General features: G+C 62.5%; 26 protein-coding genes. 13 read left to right on the forward strand and 13 right to left on the reverse strand.

Translation table 11 applies throughout. The features are described from left to right. The first annotated feature begins 1 nt into the window (after position 1). From AC5PZ0_RS27030 to AC5PZ0_RS27055, 6 genes are all read left to right on the forward strand, one after another. The gene (locus AC5PZ0_RS27030) at positions 2-769 is read left to right on the forward strand and encodes an SDR family NAD(P)-dependent oxidoreductase (RefSeq protein ID WP_275750109.1); all 768 of its coding nucleotides are present in this window, start codon (positions 2-4) and stop codon (positions 767-769) included. Positions 770-781: 12 nt separating this feature from the next. Next, positions 782-1,975 carry an acetyl-CoA C-acyltransferase gene (locus AC5PZ0_RS27035; protein ID WP_238216230.1) on the forward strand — a complete coding sequence of 398 codons (1,194 nt, stop codon included), beginning with the start codon at positions 782-784 and terminating at the stop codon, positions 1,973-1,975. Between the two features lie 8 nt (positions 1,976-1,983). Beyond that, positions 1,984-3,111, forward strand: a complete 1,128-nt coding sequence (locus tag AC5PZ0_RS27040; RefSeq protein ID WP_027596554.1) for an acyl-CoA dehydrogenase — start codon at positions 1,984-1,986, stop codon at positions 3,109-3,111. A 13-nt stretch (positions 3,112-3,124) separates the two neighbouring features. After that, on the forward strand, positions 3,125-3,898 hold the full coding sequence (locus AC5PZ0_RS27045) for an enoyl-CoA hydratase (protein WP_099429973.1): 774 nt from the start codon (positions 3,125-3,127) through the stop codon (positions 3,896-3,898). 523 nt (positions 3,899-4,421) lie between these two features. Next, positions 4,422-4,826 (forward strand): TraR/DksA family transcriptional regulator, encoded by a 405-nt coding sequence (locus tag AC5PZ0_RS27050; protein WP_027596552.1) that lies wholly within the window; start codon positions 4,422-4,424, stop codon positions 4,824-4,826. A 181-nt stretch (positions 4,827-5,007) separates the two neighbouring features. Next, entirely contained in the window at positions 5,008-5,202 is a 195-nt protein-coding gene (locus tag AC5PZ0_RS27055) for a hypothetical protein (RefSeq protein ID WP_027596551.1), read from the forward strand. 6 nt (positions 5,203-5,208) lie between these two features. Here AC5PZ0_RS27055 and AC5PZ0_RS27060 read toward each other — a convergent pair whose 3' ends face one another. Next, positions 5,209-5,406 carry a hypothetical protein gene (locus AC5PZ0_RS27060; RefSeq protein ID WP_493856108.1) on the reverse strand — a complete coding sequence of 66 codons (198 nt, stop codon included), beginning with the start codon at positions 5,404-5,406 and terminating at the stop codon, positions 5,209-5,211. A 306-nt stretch (positions 5,407-5,712) separates the two neighbouring features. On the opposite strand from AC5PZ0_RS27060, the gene AC5PZ0_RS27065 reads away from it, so the two are divergent. Then, a complete protein-coding gene (locus AC5PZ0_RS27065) occupies positions 5,713-6,183 on the forward strand; it encodes a hypothetical protein (protein ID WP_027596550.1) in 471 nt (156 codons plus the stop codon). Next, positions 6,180-6,392: a hypothetical protein gene (locus AC5PZ0_RS27070; RefSeq protein WP_493856109.1), complete on the forward strand. Its 213-nt coding sequence runs from the start codon at positions 6,180-6,182 to the stop codon at positions 6,390-6,392. The genes AC5PZ0_RS27065 and AC5PZ0_RS27070 overlap by 4 nt, the downstream gene beginning before the upstream one ends. 12 nt (positions 6,393-6,404) lie before the next feature. Here AC5PZ0_RS27070 and AC5PZ0_RS27075 read toward each other — a convergent pair whose 3' ends face one another. The 7 genes from AC5PZ0_RS27075 to AC5PZ0_RS27105 all read right to left on the reverse strand — a co-directional run bounded on the left by AC5PZ0_RS27075 (position 6,405) and on the right by AC5PZ0_RS27105 (position 13,563). Continuing rightward, the gene (locus AC5PZ0_RS27075; RefSeq protein WP_027596548.1) at positions 6,405-6,770 is read right to left on the reverse strand and encodes a Na+/H+ antiporter subunit G; all 366 of its coding nucleotides are present in this window, start codon (positions 6,768-6,770) and stop codon (positions 6,405-6,407) included. Beyond that, positions 6,767-7,045, reverse strand: coding sequence for a K+/H+ antiporter subunit F (locus AC5PZ0_RS27080; protein ID WP_003259015.1), 279 nt, complete (start codon positions 7,043-7,045; stop codon positions 6,767-6,769). Before AC5PZ0_RS27080 ends, AC5PZ0_RS27075 begins: the two co-directional genes overlap by 4 nt. Continuing rightward, positions 7,042-7,530, reverse strand: coding sequence for a Na+/H+ antiporter subunit E (locus AC5PZ0_RS27085; protein WP_027596547.1), 489 nt, complete (start codon positions 7,528-7,530; stop codon positions 7,042-7,044). Before AC5PZ0_RS27085 ends, AC5PZ0_RS27080 begins: the two co-directional genes overlap by 4 nt. After that, positions 7,527-9,206 carry a monovalent cation/H+ antiporter subunit D gene (locus AC5PZ0_RS27090; RefSeq protein ID WP_027596546.1) on the reverse strand — a complete coding sequence of 560 codons (1,680 nt, stop codon included), beginning with the start codon at positions 9,204-9,206 and terminating at the stop codon, positions 7,527-7,529. The genes AC5PZ0_RS27085 and AC5PZ0_RS27090 overlap by 4 nt, the downstream gene beginning before the upstream one ends. After that, positions 9,203-9,547 carry a Na+/H+ antiporter subunit C gene (locus tag AC5PZ0_RS27095; protein ID WP_003250128.1) on the reverse strand — a complete coding sequence of 115 codons (345 nt, stop codon included), beginning with the start codon at positions 9,545-9,547 and terminating at the stop codon, positions 9,203-9,205. Before AC5PZ0_RS27095 ends, AC5PZ0_RS27090 begins: the two co-directional genes overlap by 4 nt. Then, the gene (locus tag AC5PZ0_RS27100) at positions 9,547-12,462 is read right to left on the reverse strand and encodes a monovalent cation/H+ antiporter subunit A (protein WP_493856110.1); all 2,916 of its coding nucleotides are present in this window, start codon (positions 12,460-12,462) and stop codon (positions 9,547-9,549) included. Before AC5PZ0_RS27100 ends, AC5PZ0_RS27095 begins: the two co-directional genes overlap by 1 nt. Positions 12,463-12,612: 150 nt before the next feature. Further along, positions 12,613-13,563, reverse strand: coding sequence for a DMT family transporter (locus AC5PZ0_RS27105; protein ID WP_099430943.1), 951 nt, complete (start codon positions 13,561-13,563; stop codon positions 12,613-12,615). Between the two features lie 83 nt (positions 13,564-13,646). Here AC5PZ0_RS27105 and AC5PZ0_RS27110 point away from each other — a divergent pair, with 83 nt between their 5' ends. After that, positions 13,647-14,210, forward strand: coding sequence for a helix-turn-helix domain-containing protein (locus tag AC5PZ0_RS27110; protein ID WP_099429969.1), 564 nt, complete (start codon positions 13,647-13,649; stop codon positions 14,208-14,210). Positions 14,211-14,236: 26 nt separating this feature from the next. Here AC5PZ0_RS27110 and AC5PZ0_RS27115 read toward each other — a convergent pair whose 3' ends face one another. Further along, the gene (locus AC5PZ0_RS27115) at positions 14,237-14,785 is read right to left on the reverse strand and encodes a cysteine hydrolase family protein (protein WP_099429968.1); all 549 of its coding nucleotides are present in this window, start codon (positions 14,783-14,785) and stop codon (positions 14,237-14,239) included. 82 nt (positions 14,786-14,867) lie between these two features. Here AC5PZ0_RS27115 and AC5PZ0_RS27120 point away from each other — a divergent pair, with 82 nt between their 5' ends. Further along, positions 14,868-15,851, forward strand: coding sequence for a GlxA family transcriptional regulator (locus tag AC5PZ0_RS27120; protein WP_493856111.1), 984 nt, complete (start codon positions 14,868-14,870; stop codon positions 15,849-15,851). A 107-nt stretch (positions 15,852-15,958) separates the two neighbouring features. Next, a complete protein-coding gene (locus AC5PZ0_RS27125) occupies positions 15,959-16,321 on the forward strand; it encodes an antibiotic biosynthesis monooxygenase (protein ID WP_493856112.1) in 363 nt (120 codons plus the stop codon). On the opposite strand, the gene AC5PZ0_RS27130 is transcribed toward AC5PZ0_RS27125, so the two are convergent. Next, complete coding sequence (locus AC5PZ0_RS27130; protein WP_493856113.1) at positions 16,318-17,088, reverse strand: alpha/beta hydrolase family protein; 771 nt, start codon at positions 17,086-17,088, stop codon at positions 16,318-16,320. The genes AC5PZ0_RS27125 and AC5PZ0_RS27130 overlap by 4 nt on opposite strands. After that, entirely contained in the window at positions 17,072-18,184 is a 1,113-nt protein-coding gene (locus AC5PZ0_RS27135; RefSeq protein WP_493856114.1) for a DUF3182 family protein, read from the reverse strand. The genes AC5PZ0_RS27130 and AC5PZ0_RS27135 overlap by 17 nt, the downstream gene beginning before the upstream one ends. A gap of 227 nt (positions 18,185-18,411) precedes the next feature. Between AC5PZ0_RS27135 and AC5PZ0_RS27140 the strand changes: the two genes are divergently transcribed. Beyond that, positions 18,412-20,220: an aminopeptidase P family protein gene (locus AC5PZ0_RS27140; RefSeq protein WP_493856115.1), complete on the forward strand. Its 1,809-nt coding sequence runs from the start codon at positions 18,412-18,414 to the stop codon at positions 20,218-20,220. Between the two features lie 58 nt (positions 20,221-20,278). Here the strand turns inward: AC5PZ0_RS27140 and AC5PZ0_RS27145 are convergent, their stop codons facing one another. Beyond that, positions 20,279-20,560: a hypothetical protein gene (locus AC5PZ0_RS27145; protein WP_027596536.1), complete on the reverse strand. Its 282-nt coding sequence runs from the start codon at positions 20,558-20,560 to the stop codon at positions 20,279-20,281. A 190-nt stretch (positions 20,561-20,750) separates the two neighbouring features. Continuing rightward, on the reverse strand, positions 20,751-21,638 hold the full coding sequence (gene rhtA / locus AC5PZ0_RS27150; protein WP_027596535.1) for a threonine/homoserine exporter RhtA: 888 nt from the start codon (positions 21,636-21,638) through the stop codon (positions 20,751-20,753). 159 nt (positions 21,639-21,797) lie between these two features. On the opposite strand from rhtA, the gene AC5PZ0_RS27155 reads away from it, so the two are divergent. After that, positions 21,798-22,019, forward strand: a 222-nt coding sequence (locus AC5PZ0_RS27155; RefSeq protein ID WP_493856116.1) for a hypothetical protein, incomplete at its 3' end; no start/stop codon positions are given.

Below are 22,019 nucleotides of genomic sequence, written 5' to 3' on the forward strand. Positions count from 1 at the left end.
CATGCAAATAGCCAACAAACACTTTATCGTCAGTGGCGCCGCATCCGGGCTGGGTGCCGCCACCGCACAGATGCTGATCGAGGCCGGTGCCAAGGTCATGCTGGTCGACCTCAATGCCCAGGCGGTTGAAGCCAAGGCGCGTGAGCTGGGCGACAACGCCCGCTTCGCGGTCGCCGACATCAGCGACGAGCAGGCCGCCACGGCTGCGGTCGACGCCGCCGTCAGCGCGTTTGGCAGCCTGCATGGGCTGGTCAACTGCGCCGGTATCGTCGGCGCCGAGAAAGTCCTGGGCAAACAAGGCCCGCATGGCCTGGCCAGTTTCGCCAAGGTCATCAACGTCAACCTGATCGGCAGCTTCAACCTGTTGCGCCTGACGGCGGCAGCGATGGCCGAGGGGCCGGCGGATGAGAGTGGCGAGCGCGGGGTGATCATCAATACCGCCTCTATCGCTGCCTATGACGGGCAGATCGGCCAGGCCGCCTACGCGGCCTCCAAGGGCGCCATCGCCAGCCTCACGCTGCCAACGGCCCGTGAGCTGGCGCGTTTCGGTATCCGCGTGATGACCATCGCCCCGGGCATTTTCGAAACCCCGATGATGGCCGGCATGACCCAGGAAGTGCGTGACTCGCTGGCCGCTGGGGTGCCGTTCCCGCCGCGCCTGGGCCGCCCTCAGGAATACGCCGCACTGGCCCGCCACATCATCGAGAACAGCATGCTCAACGGCGAGGTGATCCGCCTCGACGGCGCGCTGCGCATGGCTGCCAAGTAAGGAGTAATGAACATGACCCTCGCCAACGACCCAATTGTCATCGTCAGCGCCGTGCGCACGCCTATGGGCGGCCTGCAGGGCGACCTCAAGAGCCTCACCGCACCGCAGCTGGGTGCCGCAGCGATTCGCGCTGCGGTCGAGCGCGCCGGCATCGAAGCCACCAGCGTCGAACAGGTACTGTTCGGTTGCGTGCTGCCGGCAGGCCTGGGCCAGGCCCCCGCGCGCCAGGCAGCGCTGGGCGCCGGCTTGGACAAACACACCACCTGCACCACCTTGAACAAGATGTGTGGTTCTGGCATGCAGGCCGCGATCATGGCCCATGACCTGCTGCTGGCCGGCAGCGCCGATGTGGTGGTGGCGGGCGGCATGGAGAGCATGACCAACGCGCCCTACCTGCTGGACAAGGCCCGGGGTGGCTACCGCATGGGCCATGGCAAGATCATCGACCATATGTTCATGGATGGCCTCGAAGACGCCTACGACAAAGGCCGTTTGATGGGCACCTTCGCCGAGGATTGCGCCCAGGCTGGCGCTTTCAGCCGCGAAGCCCAGGATGCCTTTGCCATCAGCTCGCTGACCCGTGCTCAGGACGCGATCAAGCAGGGCCGTTTTAGCGCCGAGATCGTTCCAGTGGAAGTCACTGAGGGCAAGGAAAAACGCGTCATCAAGGATGACGAGCAGCCGCCCAAGGCGCGCCTGGACAAGATCCCGCAGCTTAAACCGGCCTTCCGTGAAGGCGGTACGGTGACGGCCGCCAACGCCAGCTCAATTTCCGACGGCGCTGCTGCGCTGGTGCTGATGCGCCGCAGCGAAGCCGAAAAGCGCGGCTTGAAACCTTTGGCCGTGATCCATGGCCACGCCGCTTTTGCCGATGCGCCCGCGCTGTTCCCCACCGCACCGATCGGGGCCATCGACAAACTGATGAAGCGCACCGGCTGGAACCTGGCCGAGGTGGACCTGTTCGAGATCAACGAAGCGTTTGCCGTGGTGACCCTGGCGGCCATGAAACACCTCGACCTGCCACACGACAAGGTCAATATCCATGGCGGTGCCTGCGCCTTGGGCCACCCGATCGGCGCCTCAGGCGCGCGCATTCTGGTGACCTTGCTGTCGGCCCTGCGCCAAAACAACCTGCGCCGCGGCGTGGCGGCCATCTGCATCGGCGGTGGCGAGGCCACGGCCATGGCCGTCGAATGCCTGTATTGAGGTGAACCATGTTGGTAACTGACGAGCAACAACAGATCGCCGACGCCGTGCGTGACTTTGCCCAGGAGCGCCTGCGCCCGTTCGCTGAGCAATGGGACAAGGCCCACCGCTTCCCGCGGGAAGCCATTGACGAGATGGCCGCCCTTGGCCTGTTCGGCATGCTGGTGCCGGAGCAGTACGGCGGCAGTGACACAGGCTATGTGGCGTACGCCATGGCCCTTGAAGAAATTGCCGCAGGCGATGGTGCCTGTTCGACCATCATGAGCGTGCACAACTCGGTGGGCTGCGTGCCCATCCTGAAATTCGGCACCGAGCAGCAGAAGCAGCAGTTTCTGGCCCCGCTGGCCAGCGGCGCGATGATCGGCGCCTTCGCCCTCACCGAGCCCCAAGCCGGCTCCGATGCCAGCAGCCTGAAGACCCGCGCACGCCTGGACGGCGACCACTACGTGCTCAACGGCAGCAAGCAGTTCATCACCTCCGGCCAGAATGCTGGCGTGGTCATCGTCTTCGCGGTCACTGACCCGGAGGCGGGCAAGCGTGGCATCACGGCGTTCATCGTGCCGACCGATTCGCCGGGCTACCAGGTTGCCAGGGTCGAAGACAAACTCGGCCAGCATGCCTCGGACACCTGCCAGATTGTCTTCGACAATGTGCGAGTGCCGGTCGCCAATCGCCTGGGCGAAGAGGGGCAGGGTTACAAGATTGCCCTGGCCAACCTTGAAGGGGGCCGTATTGGCATTGCGTCGCAGTCGGTCGGCATGGCCCGGGCGGCCTTCGAGGTGGCCCGCGACTATGCCAAGGAGCGGCAGAGCTTCGGCAAGCCGCTGATCGAGCACCAGGCCGTGGCCTTCCGCCTGGCCGACATGGCCACGCGCATTGCCGTGGCCCGGCAGATGGTGCTGCACGCCGCGGCCTTGCGTGATGCCGGGCGGCCGGCCTTGACGGAGGCGTCGATGGCCAAGCTGTTTGCCTCGGAAATGGCCGAAAAGGTCTGTTCGGACGCCTTGCAGACCCTGGGCGGTTATGGCTATCTGAGTGACTTCCCGCTGGAGCGGATCTACCGCGACGTTCGGGTCTGCCAGATTTACGAAGGCACCAGCGACATTCAGCGCATGGTCATTGCGCGCAATCTTTGAAGGAGCAGTCTGCATGGCATTCGAAACCATCCTGTTGGACATCCACGGCAAGGTCGGCCTGATCACCCTCAACCGGCCGCAGGCGCTCAATGCGCTCAATGCGCAGATCGTCGGCGAGATCAACCAGGCCCTGGACCAGCTCGAGCGTGACCCGAACATCGGCTGCGTGGTGCTGACCGGCTCGGCCAAGGCCTTTGCCGCAGGTGCCGATATCAAGGAAATGGCCGACCTCCAGTACCCTCAGATCTACGTCGACGACCTGTTCAGTGACGCAGACCGGATTGCCAATCGGCGCAAACCGATCATTGCGGCGGTGTCGGGTTTTGCCCTGGGCGGGGGGTGTGAGCTGGCGATGATGTGCGACTTCATTCTGGCAGCGGACAATGCCCGGTTTGGCCAGCCTGAGATCAACCTTGGGGTGTTGCCGGGCATGGGCGGCACCCAGCGGCTGACCCGCGCGGTGGGCAAAGCCAAGGCCATGGAACTGTGCCTGACAGGGCGCTTGATGGGCGCCGAGGAGGCCGAACGTGCCGGGCTGGTGGCGCGTGTGGTACCGCAGGCCGAGCTGGTCGAAGAAGCGCTGAAGGTGGCGGCGACCATCGCCAGCAAGTCGATCCCGGTGAGCATGATGGTCAAGGAAAGTGTCAACCGGGCCTTTGAAGTGACCCTGAGTGAGGGGGTGCGTTTCGAGCGTCGGGTGTTCCATGCGGCCTTTGCCACTGAAGACCAGAAGGAAGGCATGAGCGCTTTTATCGCCAAGCGCGAGGCACAGTTCAAGGATCGTTGATCCCGCCTGTAGGGTATGGCGTGAGGTGGGTGGCGTCTGGGAGATCGAGCGCCGCCCGCGCGGCGCATCGCGAGCAACGCTCGCTCCTACGTTTGTTTCGGGCCAATTATTTCTGGGGCATTGGCGCGCGTCCCCTTGGTGCACGCCTCAACACTGAGCCGTACAAACAAGGCGGTCGCGCGCGCTGGCACAGGCGTCACTGGCCCTAAACAAACGTAGGAGCGAGCGTTGCTCGCGATGCGCCGCGCGGGCGGCGCTCGATCTCATGGGCTATGCATAACCCAAGGCAGGCGCCCATCAGCCCAGACGCGCCCGCAACCCCTGCCACCCGAGCACCGACCAGCGGATTCTGCTCAATCGAATCAAATTCGCCTCCGATTGCAGTTGCTCCACGCGACGTGGCGCCTTAGACTGCCGCCCCCTGTAAAAGAGTGCCGGTTGGCGCTTGAAGAATTCCGCTGCCGATGCACTGGCGTCGGCGGCACCCGAATCGCCCAAATGCACATTTTTCATAGAGAAATCGATGACCAAGGAACAGTTGCTGGCCATGTCGGCCGATGACTACATGAACGCTGATCAGCTCGCCTTCTTCACTGGCCTGCTGCAGTCGATGAAAGTCGAAACCCATGAGCGCATCGAGTTGAGCCGTGCCACCATCGAGGGCCTGGACACTCCGTCGGACCCTGCTGACGTGGCTTCGGTAGAAGAAGAGCGTAGCTGGTTGGTCAATGCCATCGACCGCGACCAGCGTTTGCTGCCACAGCTTGAAATGGCGTTGGACCGTATCGCTGACGAGAGCTTCGGCTGGTGCGATGACAGTGGTGAGCCGATTGGCCTGAAGCGTTTGCTGATCAGCCCGACCACCAAGTACTGCATCGAAGCCCAGGAACGCCACGAGCAGCTCGACCGCCACCAGCGCCAGGTCTGATCGCGCGCAGTGCGTGAAGCCCCACGGAGCAATCCCTGGGGCTTTTTGCGTTTGTGCGTGATATGCCCAGATTTGTTGCCTGTGGCGTAACACTGCTGTACCGAGATGCGCTGTTTACTACGTGCAGGCAGGCGTATCATGGCTTTATCGTTAGGGTGCTAATTAAATTCCGGAGGGGATGATGAATAGCCGTGTCGATGTAGCCGTGATGATTGGCTCGGGGGTACCTGCCACTCTGCAGGCGTTGGGTAAGCGTATTTGTTGGGTGGTGCTGGTCAATGGCGAGCGCCGTGGCACGGCGTTCGCCACCCGTGACGAGGCGCTGGAGTGCCAGGCGGCCTGGATGCAGCAACTCAGAAAAGGCCTGGCCGCCTGACGGCCGTCATTGCTCCAGATGGCGGGCCAGCTCACACGCGTCCTGATGCCGGCAGCGAAACCCTTTGACCCGGCCCGTGGCGCTTTCGGTGACATGAAAGAAGCGGATACCTGCCGGTATGACAACGTAACGTGGCGTTGCATGAGTGCTGGCGATGTAAGAAATGTACTTTGCCTCTCGACGGATTTCGGTGTTTTCGTGCATATTCCTTCCCCAGTAATGCGCTGATGGATTTCAGAGCCCGTTCTGTCGAGCGCTCTGCAACTACCTATCGCATCTTTTCTGGCGGGTTTGTTGTCAGGCATTACGCTTCCCGCGTTGGGAATTTGCCGAAAACCTGCACTTAGGCCATATCTGGCAAGCCAGAGTAAAGATTCCTGCAGGCTGCAGTGCCAGCGGATACAGACATCAGCGCATCGCTTTATTACTCTTTTCGCCTATCGATATGTAATGGCCGTGCCTCACCGAGCGTGTGTGGGGGCGGGATGTAACCGATTGAGGATCACTTCATTGGCAGTCAGCACACTTGATACCCACGCCTTGTTCGCCTTGGGCGATTTGCGCGGTAAATTGGCCCAGCTGTTCCAGGGCCGCTTTGTTTATGTCACCGAACAAAGTCCTGAAGGCCTGTACATGGCCGAGATCGACACCGAAAGCGCATTGGTGGTCGATGACAAACAGCGTCTGGAACTGAAGGTTGGCGATCACTTCCGCGCTGCGGTATTGCCCAGCCGCGAGGGTGGCAAGCTGGAAATGCGCTTTCGAGACATCAAGTTCAACGTCTACGGTGTTGGCGACTACGCCTTTGTTTCCGTGCCTGAAGGCGAGGGTGTCGTGTTGCGCGAAGGCAATGGCGTGATGCTGGTCTTTGCCGCGCAACAGCAAGTGCAGGAAGGGTTGGGTAAGCTGCTCAAGGCAGTGACTGGCAAAGTCGCGAAGTGGCGCAAGGGTGAGCTGACCACGTTCAAGGCCAGTGAATGACCGAGCGCGACAACACGCCTGTGTCGCGTGCCGAGTTCCATCACCAGCACCAGGCGGATGCGCTGGCGCAAGCCGAACGGCTGTTGGCCCAACGTGAAGCGCTGCAAGGCGCTTGGCTGAGCTGGGTGGCAGGCGAGCTCTATCGACTCAGCCCGCCACCGTATGCCGCCATGGTGCGACGTGAGCTGCAGCGCCTCAGCCAGGGCTGAGGCTGCAACCGGTCAATGGCCGCGGTCGCTGCCGCTACTGACTTCTTCAGGTACCGCCTCTTTGGACATCCGCTTGCGAAACAGCGCAGCCCTGGCCAGCAAGAGTGTGGTGACCGGCACCGTGATCGACAACAGGATCGGGATCAGCCAGGCGTGCAGAACGGGCCCTTCTTTAAGCCACGAAAAGTAGATGATCGAGGCCAGGGCAACACACCATGCGCCAATGGTGGAGGCCAGCGCGGGTGGGTGCATGCGCTGAAAGTAATCCTTCAGGCGCACCAGGCCCACGGCACCGATCAGGGCGAACAGGCTGCCGATCAGCAGCAGCGCAGCGGTGACCAGTTCAAGCCAGAAGGGCAGTTGTAGCGCTTCGGTCATTCGATCACCTCACCACGTAGCAGGAACTTGGCCAGGGCGAACGAGCCGACAAAGCCGAACAGTGCAATCAGCAGGGCACCTTCGAAGTAGGTGTCGCTGGCATAACGGATCCCCAGTACCAGCATCGTCAGCATGGCCAGGATGTACAGGTAGTCCAGTGCCAGCACTCGGTCCTGGGCGGACGGGCCGCGGAACAGCCTGATCAGTGCCAGGGCCATGGCCAGGGCGAAGATGAACAGGCTGGCAAGTACAGCGTTGGCGAGCAGGCCTGTCATTGGAAAATCTCCATCAGCGGGCGTTCGTAGGTGTGCTTGAAATGCTCAATGAAGGCGGCTTCATCCTCAAGGTCGAACACATGCAGCAACAGCACGCTGCGGTCCAGCGCCAGTTCGGACCAAACCGTGCCAGGTACCACCGTGGTGATCATCGACAGGGCAGCCAAGCCATGGGCATCGCGCAAGGCCAGCGGAATGTGCACGAATGCCGAGCGCGGCGGCTGCTTGCCCGCACGCAGAACGCCACGGGCCACCAGCAGGTTGGACACGATCACATCCAGGCCGACCCGGCCAATCAACTTGGCAATCACCCAAGGCCGCTGCACATGGGCGTGCTGAGGGCGTAGGGGGGCCATTAGCAGAGGTGCAAAAATGCCGAGGATGGCACCCAGCAGCAGGTTGCCGGCGCTGACCGACAGGTTCAGCAGCAACCACAGGCCGAACAGCGAGACCGACAGCAGTGGGGCGGGAAACAGGCGCTTCATGGCAGTACCTCCACGTCGAGGGAGGTCGGGCCGGGGATTGGCCGAGCGGCCATCACCGCTTTGATGTAGGTATCGGGTGCCTGCAGGCTGGCCGCCGTGTCCTGGGTGTAGCGCAGCAGCGGCTCGGCCTTGAGGCTGAGGATGATGCACAGGCCCAGCAGGATGACGATTGGCAGGCATTCATAACGACGCAGCAGCGGCGAGGGGCGCTCTTCGGGCTTCCAGAAACGCTGGATGCCCACGCGGCCGAAGGCGATCAACGACGCCATGCCGGACAGCACCAGCAGTGCCACCAGGCCCCAACCTGCCGCTGTCAGCGGTTGCTCCGGCGCGATACCCAGCCCCAGCGGGTTGAACAGCGCGTTGATCAGGTTGAGTTTGCCGACGAAGCCCGACAGCGGCGGCATGCCGATGATCAGCAGCGCGCAGGCGATGAAGCTCAGGCCGAGGAAGGCCATGGTCCAGGGGATGATCTGGCCGATCACCACCTTTTGTTCATCATCGAGGTTGATGCCCTTGGGTGGGTGCAGCGATTCCAGGGGAGAAGGCATGGCATCTTCTTCGTCATCCAGCGGCGCTTCATTGGCTGAGCGCGAGCGCTCGACCAGCTCGGCGAGCAGGAACAACGCGCACAACGCCAGGGTCGAGTTGACCAGGTAGAACAAGGCCGCACCCGTTAACGCCGGCTGGGCAAAGCCGACGGCCGCGAGCAGGGTGCCGGCGGACACCAGGATGCTCAGTGCAGCCATGCGTTCCAGGCGCTGTGCGGCCAGTATCGAGACCGCGGCCACGGCCAGTGTGACCAGCCCCCCGTACACCAGCCACTCGCCGCCAAACTGCGCCGAGGCGCCGGCCTGCCCGGAGAACAGCAGCGTCCACAGGCGCAGCACGGCATACAGGCCGACTTTGGTCATGATCGCGAACAGCGCGGCAACCGGTGCGCTGGCCGAGGCGTAGGCCGGCACCAGCCAGAAATTCAGCGGCCAGATACCGGCCTTGGCCAGAAACGCCATGGCGAGGATGGCGGCGCCCGCATGCAGCAGGCCTCGGTCGGCCTCTGGCACCAGCGGGATCTTCAGCGCAAGGTCGGCCATGTTCAGGGTGCCTGTCACGCCATAGAGCATCGCCGCGCCCACCAGGAACAACGACGAAGCGAACAGGTTGATGGCGATATAGTGCAGGCCCGCCTTGACCCTGGCACGCCCCGAGCCATGCAGCAGCAAACCGTAGGACGCGGCCAGCAGCACCTCGAAGAACACGAACAAGTTGAACAGGTCGGCGGTCAGGAAGGCACCGTACAGCCCCATCAGCTGGATTTGGAACAGCGCGTGGAAGCTGGCGCCGGCACTGTCCCAACGGGCCCGGGCAAACAGCAGGGCGCTGAAGCCGATGATGCCGGTCAGGGTCAGCAGCAAGGCAGACAGGTGGTCCACCACCAGCACGATGCCAAACGGTGCAGGCCAGTTGCCCGGCAGGTAGACACCGATCGATTCGGCTTGGCCTTGGGTGCGGACCCACAGCAGCAGGCTGACCGCGATGGCCAGGCCAGCGAAGGTGGACAGCAGGTTAAGCCGCGCCTTGATCCGCCGGTGTTTCTCGCCCAGCAACAGCATGATTGCCGCCGTGATGAGGGGCAGCAGGATGGGCGCGACGATCAGTTGACTCATACCACTCATTCGTCACGCTCCCGGCCATCGACGTGGTCGGTACCGGTCAAGCCGCGCGAGGCCAGCAGCACGACCAGAAACAGCGCGGTCATGGCGAAGCTGATGACGATGGCGGTGAGCACCAAGGCTTGCGGGAGCGGGTCGGTGTAGTGCAGCAAGTCTTGGGTGACGCCGTCCTTGATGATCGGTTCCTTGCCGATGAACAGGCTGCCCATGCTGAAGATGAACAGGTTGACCCCGTACGACAACAGGCACAGGCCCATGATCACCTGGTAGGTCCGTGGGCGCAGGATCAACCACACCCCGGAGGCGGCCAGTACACCGATGGCGACTGCAATGACTTCTTCCATCAGGCGGCTCCTGCTTGGCTGGATTTCGACGGGTTGCCCGGGCGGTAGGCGCGCACCGATTGGTGCGCCAAGGCAGTGAGGATCAGCAGGGTCGAGCCGACCACCACGGTGTACACGCCGACGTCGAAGAACAGCGCGCTGGCCACATGCACATCACCCAGCACGGGCAGGTGCAAGTGGGCGGTGTGCGTGGTCAGGAAGGGGTAGCCGAGCAGCATGGCGCCTACCCCGGTCAGGGTCGCGCAGAGGAGGCCGGTGCCCATCCAGCGCAGCGGGCGCAGGCTCATCTGCGCTTCGACCCACTGGGTACCGGCGACCATGTACTGCAGGATGAACGCCACCGACATCACCAGGCCTGCGACAAAGCCGCCGCCCGGCTGGTTGTGGCCGCGCATGAACAGGTACATCGATACCAGCAGGGCGATCGGCAGCAACAGCCGCACCAGCACCGCAGGCACCATCATGAAGCCTAGCGCGGTGTCCGTAGCGTGGCGCGGGTTGATCAGGTCGGTGACCACGTCGGGCGCCAGCTGGCGTTGCTGGGCGGGCAGTTGCATGCTCTCTTTGGGTGGGCGGAAGCGTCGCAGCAGGGCGAATACGGTCAGGGCCACGGCGACCAGCACGGTGATTTCACCGAGGGTGTCGAAGCCACGGAAATCGACCAGCATCACATTGACCACATTGGTGCCGCCGCCCTGGGGCAGGGCGCGGCTCAGGTAGAACGAAGAAATGTCGTTGGGGGTCGGCCGGGTCAGCATGGCATAGGACAGAATCGCCATGCCGCCGCCCACCAGCACGGCCAGCAACAGGTCGCGCAGGCGACGCATGCGGGCGCGCTCCAGGCTGCCGGGCAGCGGCGACACGCCCTCGATACGGCGCGGCAGCCAGCGCAGGCCGAGCAGGATCAGCACGGTGGTGACCACTTCCACTACCAGTTGAGTCAGGGCCAGGTCGGGCGCCGAGAACCAGACGAAGGTGATGCAGGTCATCAGGCCGCAGACACTGACCATGATCAAGGCGGCCAGGCGGTGATACTTGGCTTGGTAGGCGGCGCCGATGGCGCAAGCGATGGCGATCAGCCAGAGTGCGACAAATACACCGGAGCCCGGAATTTTCGGGCGCTCGCCCCAGGTCAGGCCGCTGTAGAGCATGGGCGTGAGGCCGGCCAGAAACGCCGCCAGCACCAGCATGAACAACTGCGCTTGCAGGCGGCGCGTGGTCAGCAGGTTTTCGATTCGCCGGGCCAGCAGCATCAGGTGGACCTGGCCATGCTCGAACAGGCGCTTGCCATTGAAGCGCTCGATCAGCGGCGGATAAGGGAAGCGCCCCAGGCGCAACTGCTTGCGCAGCAGCAGGTACAGCACGATCCCGCCGCTCATGGCGATCAGGCTCATGATCAAGGGTGCATTCCAGCCGTGCCAGATGGCCAGGCTGTATTCCGGTAACGTACCGCCCACCACCGGCAGGGCTGCCGCCGCCAGCAGCGGGCCTACCGACTGCGCGGGGAAAATACCGACCACCAGGCAGGTGAGCACCAGCAACTCGACCGGCGCACGCATCCAGCGCGGCGGTTCGTGGGGAGTATGGGGCAGGTCCTGGGCGGGTGGCCCGAAGAACACATCGACCGTGAAGCGCAGGGCGTAGGCCACGCTGAATGTACCGGCCAGGGTGGCGATTACCGGCAGGGCGGTTTCGACCCAGGCGGTGGAGCTGATGAATACCGTTTCGGCGAAGAACATCTCTTTGGACAGGAAGCCGTTCATCAGCGGCACGCCGGCCATCGAAGCGCTGGCTACCATGGCCAGGGTCGCGGTGTAGGGCACCAGGCGGATCAGGCCGCTAAGCCGTCGGATATCGCGTGTGCCGCTCTCGTGGTCGATGATGCCGGCGGCCATGAACAGCGAGGCCTTGAAGGTGGCATGGTTGAGAATATGAAACACCGCGGCGACCGCTGCCAGTGGGCTGTTGAGGCCCAGCAGCAGGGTGATCAGGCCCAGATGGCTGATGGTGGAGTAGGCCAGCAGTCCCTTGAGGTCGTTCTGGAACATCGCGGCGAAGGCGCCGAGCAGCAGTGTGATGGCGCCGGCGCCGCCGACGATCCAGAACCACTCCTCGCTGCCTGACAGCACAGGCCAAAGCCGCGCCAGCAGGAACACCCCGGCCTTGACCATGGTTGCCGAATGCAGATAGGCCGAGACCGGCGTGGGTGCTGCCATCGCGTGGGGCAGCCAGAACTGGAAGGGGAACTGCGCACTCTTGCTCAAGGCGCCAATCAGGATCAAAGGCAGCAGCACCGGATACAGCGCGTGCTGGCGGATGAGGTCGCCGGCAGCCAGGACCTTGTCCAGGTCGTAGCTGCCGACCACATGGCCCAGTAGTAGCGCCCCGACCAGCAAGCACAGGCCGCCGGCACCGGTGACCATCAGCGCCATGTAGGCGCCGCGTCGGGCATCGGCGCGGTGGTGCCAATAGCCGATCAGCAGGAACGAGAACAGGCTGGTCAGCTCCCAGAAGAACACCAGCTGGATCAGGTTACCGGAGATCACCAGGCCCAGCATGGCGCCCATGAACGCGAGGAAGAAGGCGAAGAAGCGCGGTACCGGATCCTGCGGCGACATGTAGTAGCGGGCGTACAGCGACACCAGTGTGCCGATGCCCAGTACCAGCAGCGAGAACAGCCAGGCGAAGCCGTCCATGCGCAATACAAGGTTCAACCCCAGGCTGGGCAGCCAGAGGAATTCCTCGCGAATCACGCCACCGTTGGCAACTTGGGGGTACAGCAGTGCTACCTGGACCGTACCGACCAAGGCGACAAGCCCGGCGAGTATGGACTCGGCGTTTCGTGCGTTGTGCGGCAGCACGGCTGCCAGGCAACTGCCCACGAACGGCAGAAGCAATAGCACTATCAAGGACATAGCGTTCTATTCTGGAGAGGTTTGCCAAGGATCATACGTGCCGAGCAGTTGATCACCAACACGCAAGCTGTCGCAGAATCGTACAAATACGGTGTTACAAGGTATTTTTTTATAACAGTTTTTTACAAAGCATAGCTGGAGTTGGCCGGTTTACAGGCCTGTTTGGTGCTCGGCTTCATCCTGCGCTTCGCGCGTTGTGGCGCTTTCGCGGGGGCGGCGCACCTTCAATTCGCTGACCACCACGGCGATCACGATCAGCAGCCCGCCAATCAACGCCACACCGGGCAGACGCTCGCCGGCGATGCGCCCGACGATCCCGGCCCACACAGGCTCGCCCGCATAGATCAGCGTGGCGCGGGTGGGTGAAACCGACTTTTGTGCCCAGTTCATGGCCAGCTGGATCACTGCGCTCATGGCGCCGAGCCCTACCGCACTCATCACCAACAGCCAGGAGAAGTCGGGGAGGCGCTCCTGGGTCGGCACGATCATCAGGAATGACAGCAACGACGCGGTGGCCAGCTGCACCACGGTCACGCGGCGCACATCGACCTGGCCGGCATAGCGGCTGATCAGGATGATCTCGCCGGCGATGGCGATGGCGCTGACCAGGGTCACCATCTCGCCTTCGCTGAAGTGCAAGCTGCCGCCTTCCGGCCCTGCCAGCAACATCAGGCCAAGGAATGCCAGGCAGATGCCGAGGCTGGGCATCAGGCCGGGGCGGCGGCCAAGCACCAGCCATTGCAACAACGGCACGAAGGGTACATACAGCGCGGTGATGAACGCGGACTGGCTGCTGCTGATGGTTTGCAGGCCCATGGTCTGCAAGCCGTAGCCGAGCATGATCGAGACGCCGATCAGTACGCCCGCCTTGAGTTCGGTAAAGGTCAGCCCCGACAGCGCGCGTGCCGAGATCGCGCCAACGAACAACGCCGCCGCAGCAAAACGCAGGCCGACGAAGAACATCGGGCCGCTGACCGTCATCACGTTATGCACCAGCAAGAAGGTGCCACCCCACAGCATGGTGATGAACACCAGCATCAGTTCGGCTTTGCTCAGGCGCAAAGAAACGCGTGTATTGGGCTTGCAGGTGGGTTGGCTCATGGTCTTGCGCACTCGGAGGGGGCGGCGCACAATCTGCGCAAAGTGGGCAGTATACTGCGCAGTCACGATCAGCGAGCAATACAGTGCACAAAAATTCCACGCACCGGGCATCGGTGTTACAGCATGTTAGCCTCAACGTACGCAGCCTGCGTCACGCAGCGGGTATGAGCCAGTCTGCCTTGGCCGAGCGTTCTGGCGTCAGCCGACGCATGTTGGTGGCGATCGAGGCGGGTGAGAAGAATGTCAGCCTTACCACGCTCGATTTGATCGCCGAGGCCTTGGGGGTGGCGTTCAGTACGTTGATCCAGGCGCCCGAGCGGCGCGACCCCAGCCGCATCGACGAACTGGCCTGGGCCGGTGAGCATCCGCAAAGCAAGGCAGTGCTGCTGGGTAGCAGCACCGCCCGGCGTGAGGTCGAACTCTGGGAGTGGACCCTGGCACCGGGCGAGTGCTATGTCAGCGAGGCCGATGCCGATGGCTGGAGCGAGCAGATCTATGTGGCCGAAGGGCAGCTCACATTAGTCATCGAGCAGGCCGAGTATTGCCTGCAGGTTGGCCAGTTTCATGTCTTCCCCAGTAACTGCCGCTACGCCTACCGCAACGATGGCGCCGTGGCGGTGCGCTTTGTGCGCAATGTGGTGATCTGACAACTCGCCTTAAAGGCGGGGCGCGATCATTTGCCGAGCAGCTCATCGGTCTTCACCACCTTGGCGTAGGCAAACGCCAGCGCCGCCATTGCCGAGTCGTGTACATGGGCCGCCGGTACCTGTTTGCCATCGAACGCCAGCGGCAAGGTCGCGCAGGCGTCGTGAGCCACAGTCACGTCGTAGCCATAATCGGCGGCGGCGCGGGTCGCTGCATCGATGCACATGTGGCTCATGCTGCCGACGATGGTCAGTGCCTCGACCCCTTGCTGGTCCAGCGTGTGTTTGAGGTCGGTACCGAGAAACGCATTGACCTTGTGCTTGAGCACCACCGGCTCACCGGCCTTGGGTTGCACCTTGGCGTGGATGGCCGCGCCGGGGGAGCCCGGTGCGAAGAACGGCGCATCGGCACTTTCGAACTCATGCCGCACATGCACCACCAGGTCGCCCCGCTCACGCGCGGCCGCCAACAGCCGGGCGGCGTTGTTGGCTGCCTGGTCTGCGCCGTCGAGGGTCCATTTGCCACCGGGGAAATAGTCGTTCTGGATGTCGATGATGATCAGCGCTTGCTTGCTCATGTTGCCTCCTGCGGCAGTGGTCGTTGAATGACGATAGTTATAGGCTGTGCGCTTCGACCTGAGGATTGGCACGACCGACACAATGAGGGCAAAAACTGACAACCCTGCGCGCCTGGACATCGGCCTGCTGCTTTACCCAGGGGCGCAGCGTGCGGCCGTGCATGGCCTGACCGACCTGTTCACGGTGGCCAACCGGGTTGCCGCCGAGTTGGGCGCTGTCGAGCTGCCGCAGATCCGCGTCAGCCACTGGCAGGTCGATGAAGCGGGGTTGTTGCAGTGGGTTGAGGATAGCGGCTCTGAGGCGGCCACGGCGCTGAGGGTGATGATCATTCCGCCAAGCCTGGACTCGGCGCCACACGCTGAGCTGCTTGCGCGCCATCGCCTGCCCTTGAATCAGCTCCACGGGCGCGGCACGGTGCTGGCGTCGGTGTGCATCGGCGTGTTTTTTATCGCGGCCAGTGGGCTGCTCGACGGGCGCCCGGCATGTACCCATTGGAACTACGTGCAAGCGCTTGCACAGCGTTTTCCCCTGGTGCGGGTGGAGGCGAACCAGCCGCTGCTGGACGACGGTGACATCATGACGTCGGCCGGGCTGATGGCCTGGACCGAGCTGGGCTTGCGCCTGCTGGAGCGGTTTATGGGGGCGACGGTGGCGCGCGAGACGGCTCGCTACCTGGCTGTCGAACCCGTGGCGGCGCCGTTGCCGGGGGCATTGTTCAACCCCCGCCTGGACCATGGCGATGAGGCGGTGCTCAAAGTGCAGCACTGGTTACAGGGCAATGGTGGGCAGGATGCCGACCTGGCCGCCATGGCCGCTTGTGCAGGCCTTGAGGAGCGGACCTTTCTACGGCGCTTTCGGGCTGCCACCGGTTTACGCCCGACCGAGTATTGCCAGCAAGTACGGGTAGGGCGCGCCTGTCGGTTGCTGGAATTTACCCAGCGCAATGTCGAACAGATCGCCTGGGGTGTGGGTTATCAGGACCCGGGCGCTTTCCGCAAAGTGTTTCAGCGCATCACCGGTTTGACGCCCAGTGAATATCGACGACGCTTTGCAGTTTCAGGTTGAGCCAGCGACCGCTCGTGCGGCAGCAAAAAACACTTGACCTTGACTTAACTTGAGGTTTTACCCTGCTCACCATCACGCCATTGGCGTCCGGAGCAAGGAGACTTTTCATGACGGCAACGCCTCATTCTCTGTGGTTTACCCTGATGATCGAATACGAAGTGCCTGCGCTGCAGCAAGTGGCGCTGGCCCAGGCCCTGGTGGTACGCAGCGAAGCATTGGCCGCAGGTTGTGAGGGCTTGCAGGGCGTGAGCATCCAGGCCAGTGATGATGGCAGCCGGGTCCTCCAGTACCTGCAATGGCAATCGCGCCAGGCCTGGGCGGCGGCCGCAGACCGTTTCGTTGAAGAACCCTTTCTCGACCTGTTGTGCCAGCACCAGGCGCGGGGCGTCAACTTCGCGGCCTACCAGACACTGCGCAGCCTGGTCCGCAATGCTGACGGTGGCCTGCATTGCCAGGTCGGTGAGCCTTAGGCATACCAGGGCGCGTAGTGTGGGTAGCGGTCCAGGCGTGCGCCAATGACCATCTCGCTGATCCATGACGCGAGAATCGAGCTGTAGGCTTTCTGGCTTTCTTCGCTGGACAAGGCGTGGTCGGCACCGTCGACGATGCGGTGGGTCAGCGAATGGGCGCTGATGAATGCCGAGCGGTAGCTCATCAGTGTGCTGTGGGGTACATAGTCATCATGTTCGGACTCCACCAGTAACACATCGCCGCCGAATTCGGCGCACGCGGCCAGTGCGCGGTTATCCGCCGGGCCAAGCTGGCGCTGGCGGTAGGCGTTTAGCCGCTGCCGATCAAGGGTTTGCTTGGGGGTTTCCCACTCATCGTCCCAGTACAGGGCAGGTACCCGCATTGCCAACCACCGTACTGGCCGCAACCGCGTCAACAAGGTGGCCAGGTAACCGCCATAGCTGCTGCCAATGATGGCAATGGAATTGCTGTCCACGCTGGGGTGACTGACCAGGCGGTCGTAGGCTGCCAGCAGGTCGTTGAGGTTCTGTTCGCGGGAGACGGTCAGGCGTTGGCTTTCGGTCTTTTCATGCCCGCGCAAGTCGAAGGTCATGCACACGCACCCCAGCCCGGTAATGTGCCGGGCGCGGGCCAGGTCGCGTTGCTGGCTACCGCCCCAGCCGTGGACGAAGAGTATGCCGGGCATCTTGCTGCCAGGGCTGACCAGGGTGCCGACGATGCTGTCGTTCTCGACGTGCAGCTCAATGGTCTCACTCTGAATGCTCATGTTCGCGAATCCGCGCAAATTTGCTGAGTTGTCCGAGTTCACTGTCGATTCCTTGGTAGAAGAGGGTGGCGTCAGTGGGCAGGTCGGGCGTGCCGAACACTTCATGGGTCGAAGCACGCACCCGCTGCAGTGTCGGCTCAGCGGCGAAGGCCTGCAGGGCCAGCAGTTCTGCACTGCTGGCACCGCCCAGACGCCAGGATTGTTCAAGCACGCCGCTGCGTACATGGCCTTGGGCGGTGGTGCCGCGGGCAATGTCGTAGTTACGTCTTGACGCCACGAAGCCTGGGAAGTGCTGCTCTGCGGCACGTTCGTAGACCATGGCTTGGTTGATCGCCAGGCGCAGGTGGTCTTCCAACGGCAGTTGCAGCAACGCCTGGTAATCACCGCGCACTACGACCAGATCGGAGCCGCCATAGACCTCTGTGCCCTGGTGGTCGTGCGTCAGTTGCTGAGTGCCGTGGTAGCTACAGGTCAGGCCGGCGACACGCACTTGGCCAACACTGAAGGTCTGCACCTCGCTCAGGTCTTCTTCGAGCACCAACCCCCAGACGGCAAGGTCTTGGTCGTCCATGTCGGCCAGTAACGGCTCCAGCGCATCCAGTGTGTCGATGACCTGCTGCCCCCGCCCGGCACAGGCCAGCACCGGCTTGATCCGTAGAGGGCCATCAAGCAGGAGCAAGCGTGCGGCATTGCGAGCGTCGGCCTTGCTGAATACGGTATAGCCACGCAACAGCGCATCACTGGCCTGAAGGGCGAAGGCGTCGGTCCAGCCTGGGGGGAAGCTGGCGGCGGCCGGCAGCGGGTGGGAAATCGCCTTGGTCGCCATATAAGGAAAAGCGACCAGCCCGCCGAACAGGTCCTGTTCGGTGCGGATACCCAAGGCTGCATGGCGCTGCGGTTCGATCAGTGTTTCGGTCGGCAGGTAGTAGTAGCGGTCGCTGGGCGTGGGGGGCGGGTCGAGATACACGTGTGCGCAACCCAGCAGTTGCGCCAGCCCATCGGCAAGCTTGAGGTGTACAGCATGTTCATGGTCAGGCGTGTGCTGGCGGGTGTCGAGCAGCACAACGGCGGTTTTCGCGTCACCGGCAGCGGGCATAGGGGGTGGCCTGTCTGCAATGAATGTACTTGGTGTGAAGCCGGGGTTTTTGGGAAGTTCAGCAGGATGTGATCGGTGGTCCTGGTTCTGATGTAGGAAATGTCCTGATTGCAGAGGGCGTGATGGGCAATGCATGCCGCAGGCCGGTCGCCGTGATTGCAGGGCAGGGGTGGCTGTACCATTATCGATAGTCTGAAATCAGTAGAGATGTTTTCGCAGGAGTGCGCATGAACGTTCAGACCACGATTGAGCAAACTGTGCCGGAGCGCCTGGCGCGGGTGCGTCAGGCCATGGGCGCAGAGGGGGTCGATGCGCTGCTGGTGCCCTCGGCCGACCCTCATCTTTCCGAGTACCTGCCTGGTTTCTGGCAGGGGCGCCAATGGCTGTCCGGCTTCCAAGGGTCGGTCGGCACGCTGGTGGTCACGGCGGGGTTTGCCGGGCTCTGGGTTGACAGCCGCTATTGGGAGCAGGCCGAGCATGAGCTGGCAGGCAGTGGCATCGAGCTGATGAAGCTGCTGCCAGGCAAGCCGGGCGCGCTGGAATGGCTGGGTGAGCATGTCGAGCCACAGGGTGTCGTGGCAGTGGACGGTGCTGTCATGGCCTTGGCGTCGGCGCGTTTGCTGGGTGAGCGTCTGAAGGCCCGGGATGTGCGGCTGGTGACGGACAAGGACGTGCTTGGCAAGGTTTGGGAGGGGCGCCCGCGGCTGCCGAGCAACCCGGTCTACCAACACTTGCCGCCGCATGCCACGCAGAACCGGGCAGACAAACTCGCCCAGTTGCGTGAGACCTTGAAGGCCAAGGGCGCTGACTGGCATTTCATAGCCACCCTGGATGACATCGCCTGGCTCTTCAATCTGCGTGGCAGCGATGTGTCCTACAACCCAGTCTTTGTTTCCTTTGCCCTGATCAGTCAGCAGCAGGCGACGGTGTTCGTGGGCCAGGACAAGGTCGATGAGCATCTGCGCCAAGTGTTGGCGGTTGATGGCATTGAGGTGCGTGACTATGCCGAAATCGGTCAGGCCCTGGGCGCCGTGCCTTCAGGCAGTCGCCTGTTGGTCGACCCGGCGCGGGTCACCTGCGGTTTGCTGGAAAACCTGCCCTCAGGCGTTGAGCTGGTCGAGGGGGTTAACCCCACCACGCTGAGCAAGTCGTGCAAGGGTGAGGATGATCTTGTGCATATTCGCCGGGCCATGGAGCAGGACGGCGCCGCCTTGTGCGAATTTTTCGCCTGGTTCGAGGGGGCTCTGGGCCATGAGGTCATTACCGAGCTGACGGTCGATGAGCGATTGAGCGCCGCCCGTGCCCGCCGTCCAGACTTCGTGTCGTTGAGTTTCTCGACCATTGCCGCCTTTAATGGCAATGGCGCGATGCCTCATTACCGCGCCACCGAGCAATCGCATGCGGTCATCGAAGGTGACGGTTTACTGCTGATCGATTCCGGGGGGCAGTACCTGGGGGGGACTACCGACATTACCCGGATGGTGCCGGTGGGTAACCCTACGCTTGAGCAGAAGCAGGATTGCACGCGTGTGCTCAAGGGCATGATTGCGTTATCGCGCGCTACCTTCCCCCGCGGGATCCTCTCGCCGCTGCTCGATGCCATTGCCCGGGCACCGATCTGGGCCGATCAGGTGGACTATGGCCACGGCACCGGCCATGGCGTGGGTTACTTCATGAACGTACACGAAGGGCCGCAGGTGATTGCCTATCAGGCGGCGCCCACGCCCCAAACGGCCATGCAGGCGGGCATGATCAGTTCGATCGAGCCGGGTACTTACCGGCCGCGTGAGTGGGGCGTGCGCATTGAGAACCTGGTGGTAAGCCGGGAAGCGGGCAAGAGTGTGTTCGGCGATTTCCTGAACTTCGAGACCTTGACGCTTTGCCCGATCGACACACGCTGCCTGTTGCCCGAGTTGCTTGCCAAGGAAGAGTTGGCGTGGCTGAACGGTTACCACGCGAGTGTGCATGAGCGTCTTGCGCCGCTGTTGAAGGGCGAGGCCCTGGCATGGCTACAGGCGCGTACCGCGCCGCTGTGATGACGAATAAAAAGGGCAGCGCTCGCGCTGCCCCTTTGAACTCAATGCCTGGTAGTCATCACTTGCAGATGACGATCATGCTGCGGCTGGTATAGCCAGCTGGATTGATACCGAACAGGTAATCGCCTTGCTCTTCGTCGGTATCGCCGGAGCGAGCAATGACTTTGTAACCGCGGGTGCTGCAGGAGGTGGCGGCCTTGCTGTAGCAGTTATCCCACGATGAGGAGAGGCCGGAGCAATTGATATGCAGGCCTTTCTTCCCCTTTTTGACCTCAGTCTTGGCCGTGGCGGCACATCCAGCAATAGCCAAAATGGCCAGAATGAGCAAAATACGTTTCATTCCCTTCCTTAAATGCAGGGCGGATCATTTGTCGGGCCCTGTCGTTGTCACTGCTGTCTTCCTGAAAATCCCCAGCGTCCGTCTTCGGTCCACCAGATCGCGTAAAGTTATTGATTCTGTGTGACAGCTTAATCAGCGAGACGGGCCGCTACAATCACTAATCCCGTCTCAAATGAAAATAGTTCTCATATCAGTCTGCGGCGACGGGTGGGGTTGGCGTCTGGCGCATTGACAACGTGGTGCCTACCGACGCGACGATGATGGCGAGAATCGCGAGCCATTGGGTGGTGCTCAATACCTCGCCGAGGAACAGAAGGCCTGAAAGTGCGCCAAATGCCGGCTCGATGCTCATCAGGGTGCCGAAGGTGCGTGCAGGCATGCGGGTCAGGGCAACCATTTCCAGGCTATAGGGCAGGGCGGTGGACAGTATCGCGACACCCAGTGCCATCGGAATGACCGCTGGGGTGAGCAGTGCGCTGCCGGCATGAATCACCCCGATGGGGGCAACGAACAGCGCGGCGACCACGACGCCGAGTGCGGCGCTCTGGATGCCGTGTTCGGCACCGGCGCGCTGCCCGAACAGGATATAAAGCGCCCAGCACACCCCCGCACCCAAGGCATACGCAGCACCTACCGGGTCCAGAGCCTGGCCGCCATCGCCTGCTGGCAGCAACAGTAGCAGCCCGGCGATCGCCATCGCGATCCAGAGAAAGTCGATAGGGCGGCGCGAGGAGAAGATCGCCACCGCCAGTGGCCCTGTGAACTCCAGTGCCACGGCGATACCGATGGGTACTGTTTGTAGTGCCATATAGAAGAGGAAGTTCATGCCCCCAAGTGCCATGCCATAGATGATGACATTGCGCAGAGTGGTGGCGGTCATGCGGACGCGCCATGGGCGCAGTATGAGCAGCATGATGATACTGGCGAAGATCAGGCGCAGGGCTGTGGTGCCTTGGGCGCCGATGATGGGGAACATGCTTTTGGCCAGTGACGCACCGGACTGTATGGATGCCATGGCGATCAGCAGCAGGCCGATAGGGAAGAGGGTGGCGGCCAGGCTGCGGGGTTGGGTGTTCATCTCTGCGCGGCGATCCTTGGGCGGGTAGGGGTGTGCACTATAGTGCGCACTTACGTGGGCAGAGGGCAAGATGTCACGCTTTTGAAATTAAAGGTTGACGGGGTTTCGAATCCCCTTATAATGCGCCCCACTTCCAGCGTGATTGGAACGAGAAACTCCTTGAGTATCAACGAGTTAATCGATTCAGGTAGTGTTGAAAGGGCTTCGATCGAAAGATCGTCAGCGGTTGAAATGGTGGTTGACAGCGCTTCTAAACGCTGTATGATTCGCCTCCCGCTACGAGAGATCGCAGCGAGTCAAGTGTTTGAAGCCAAACGAGTTTCTCGCGAAAAACTTCAAAATAAACGCTTGACAGGCTCTGAGGAAAGCGTAGAATGCGCG

The sequence above is a fragment of the Pseudomonas sp. 5.2 genome (assembly GCF_059025405.1).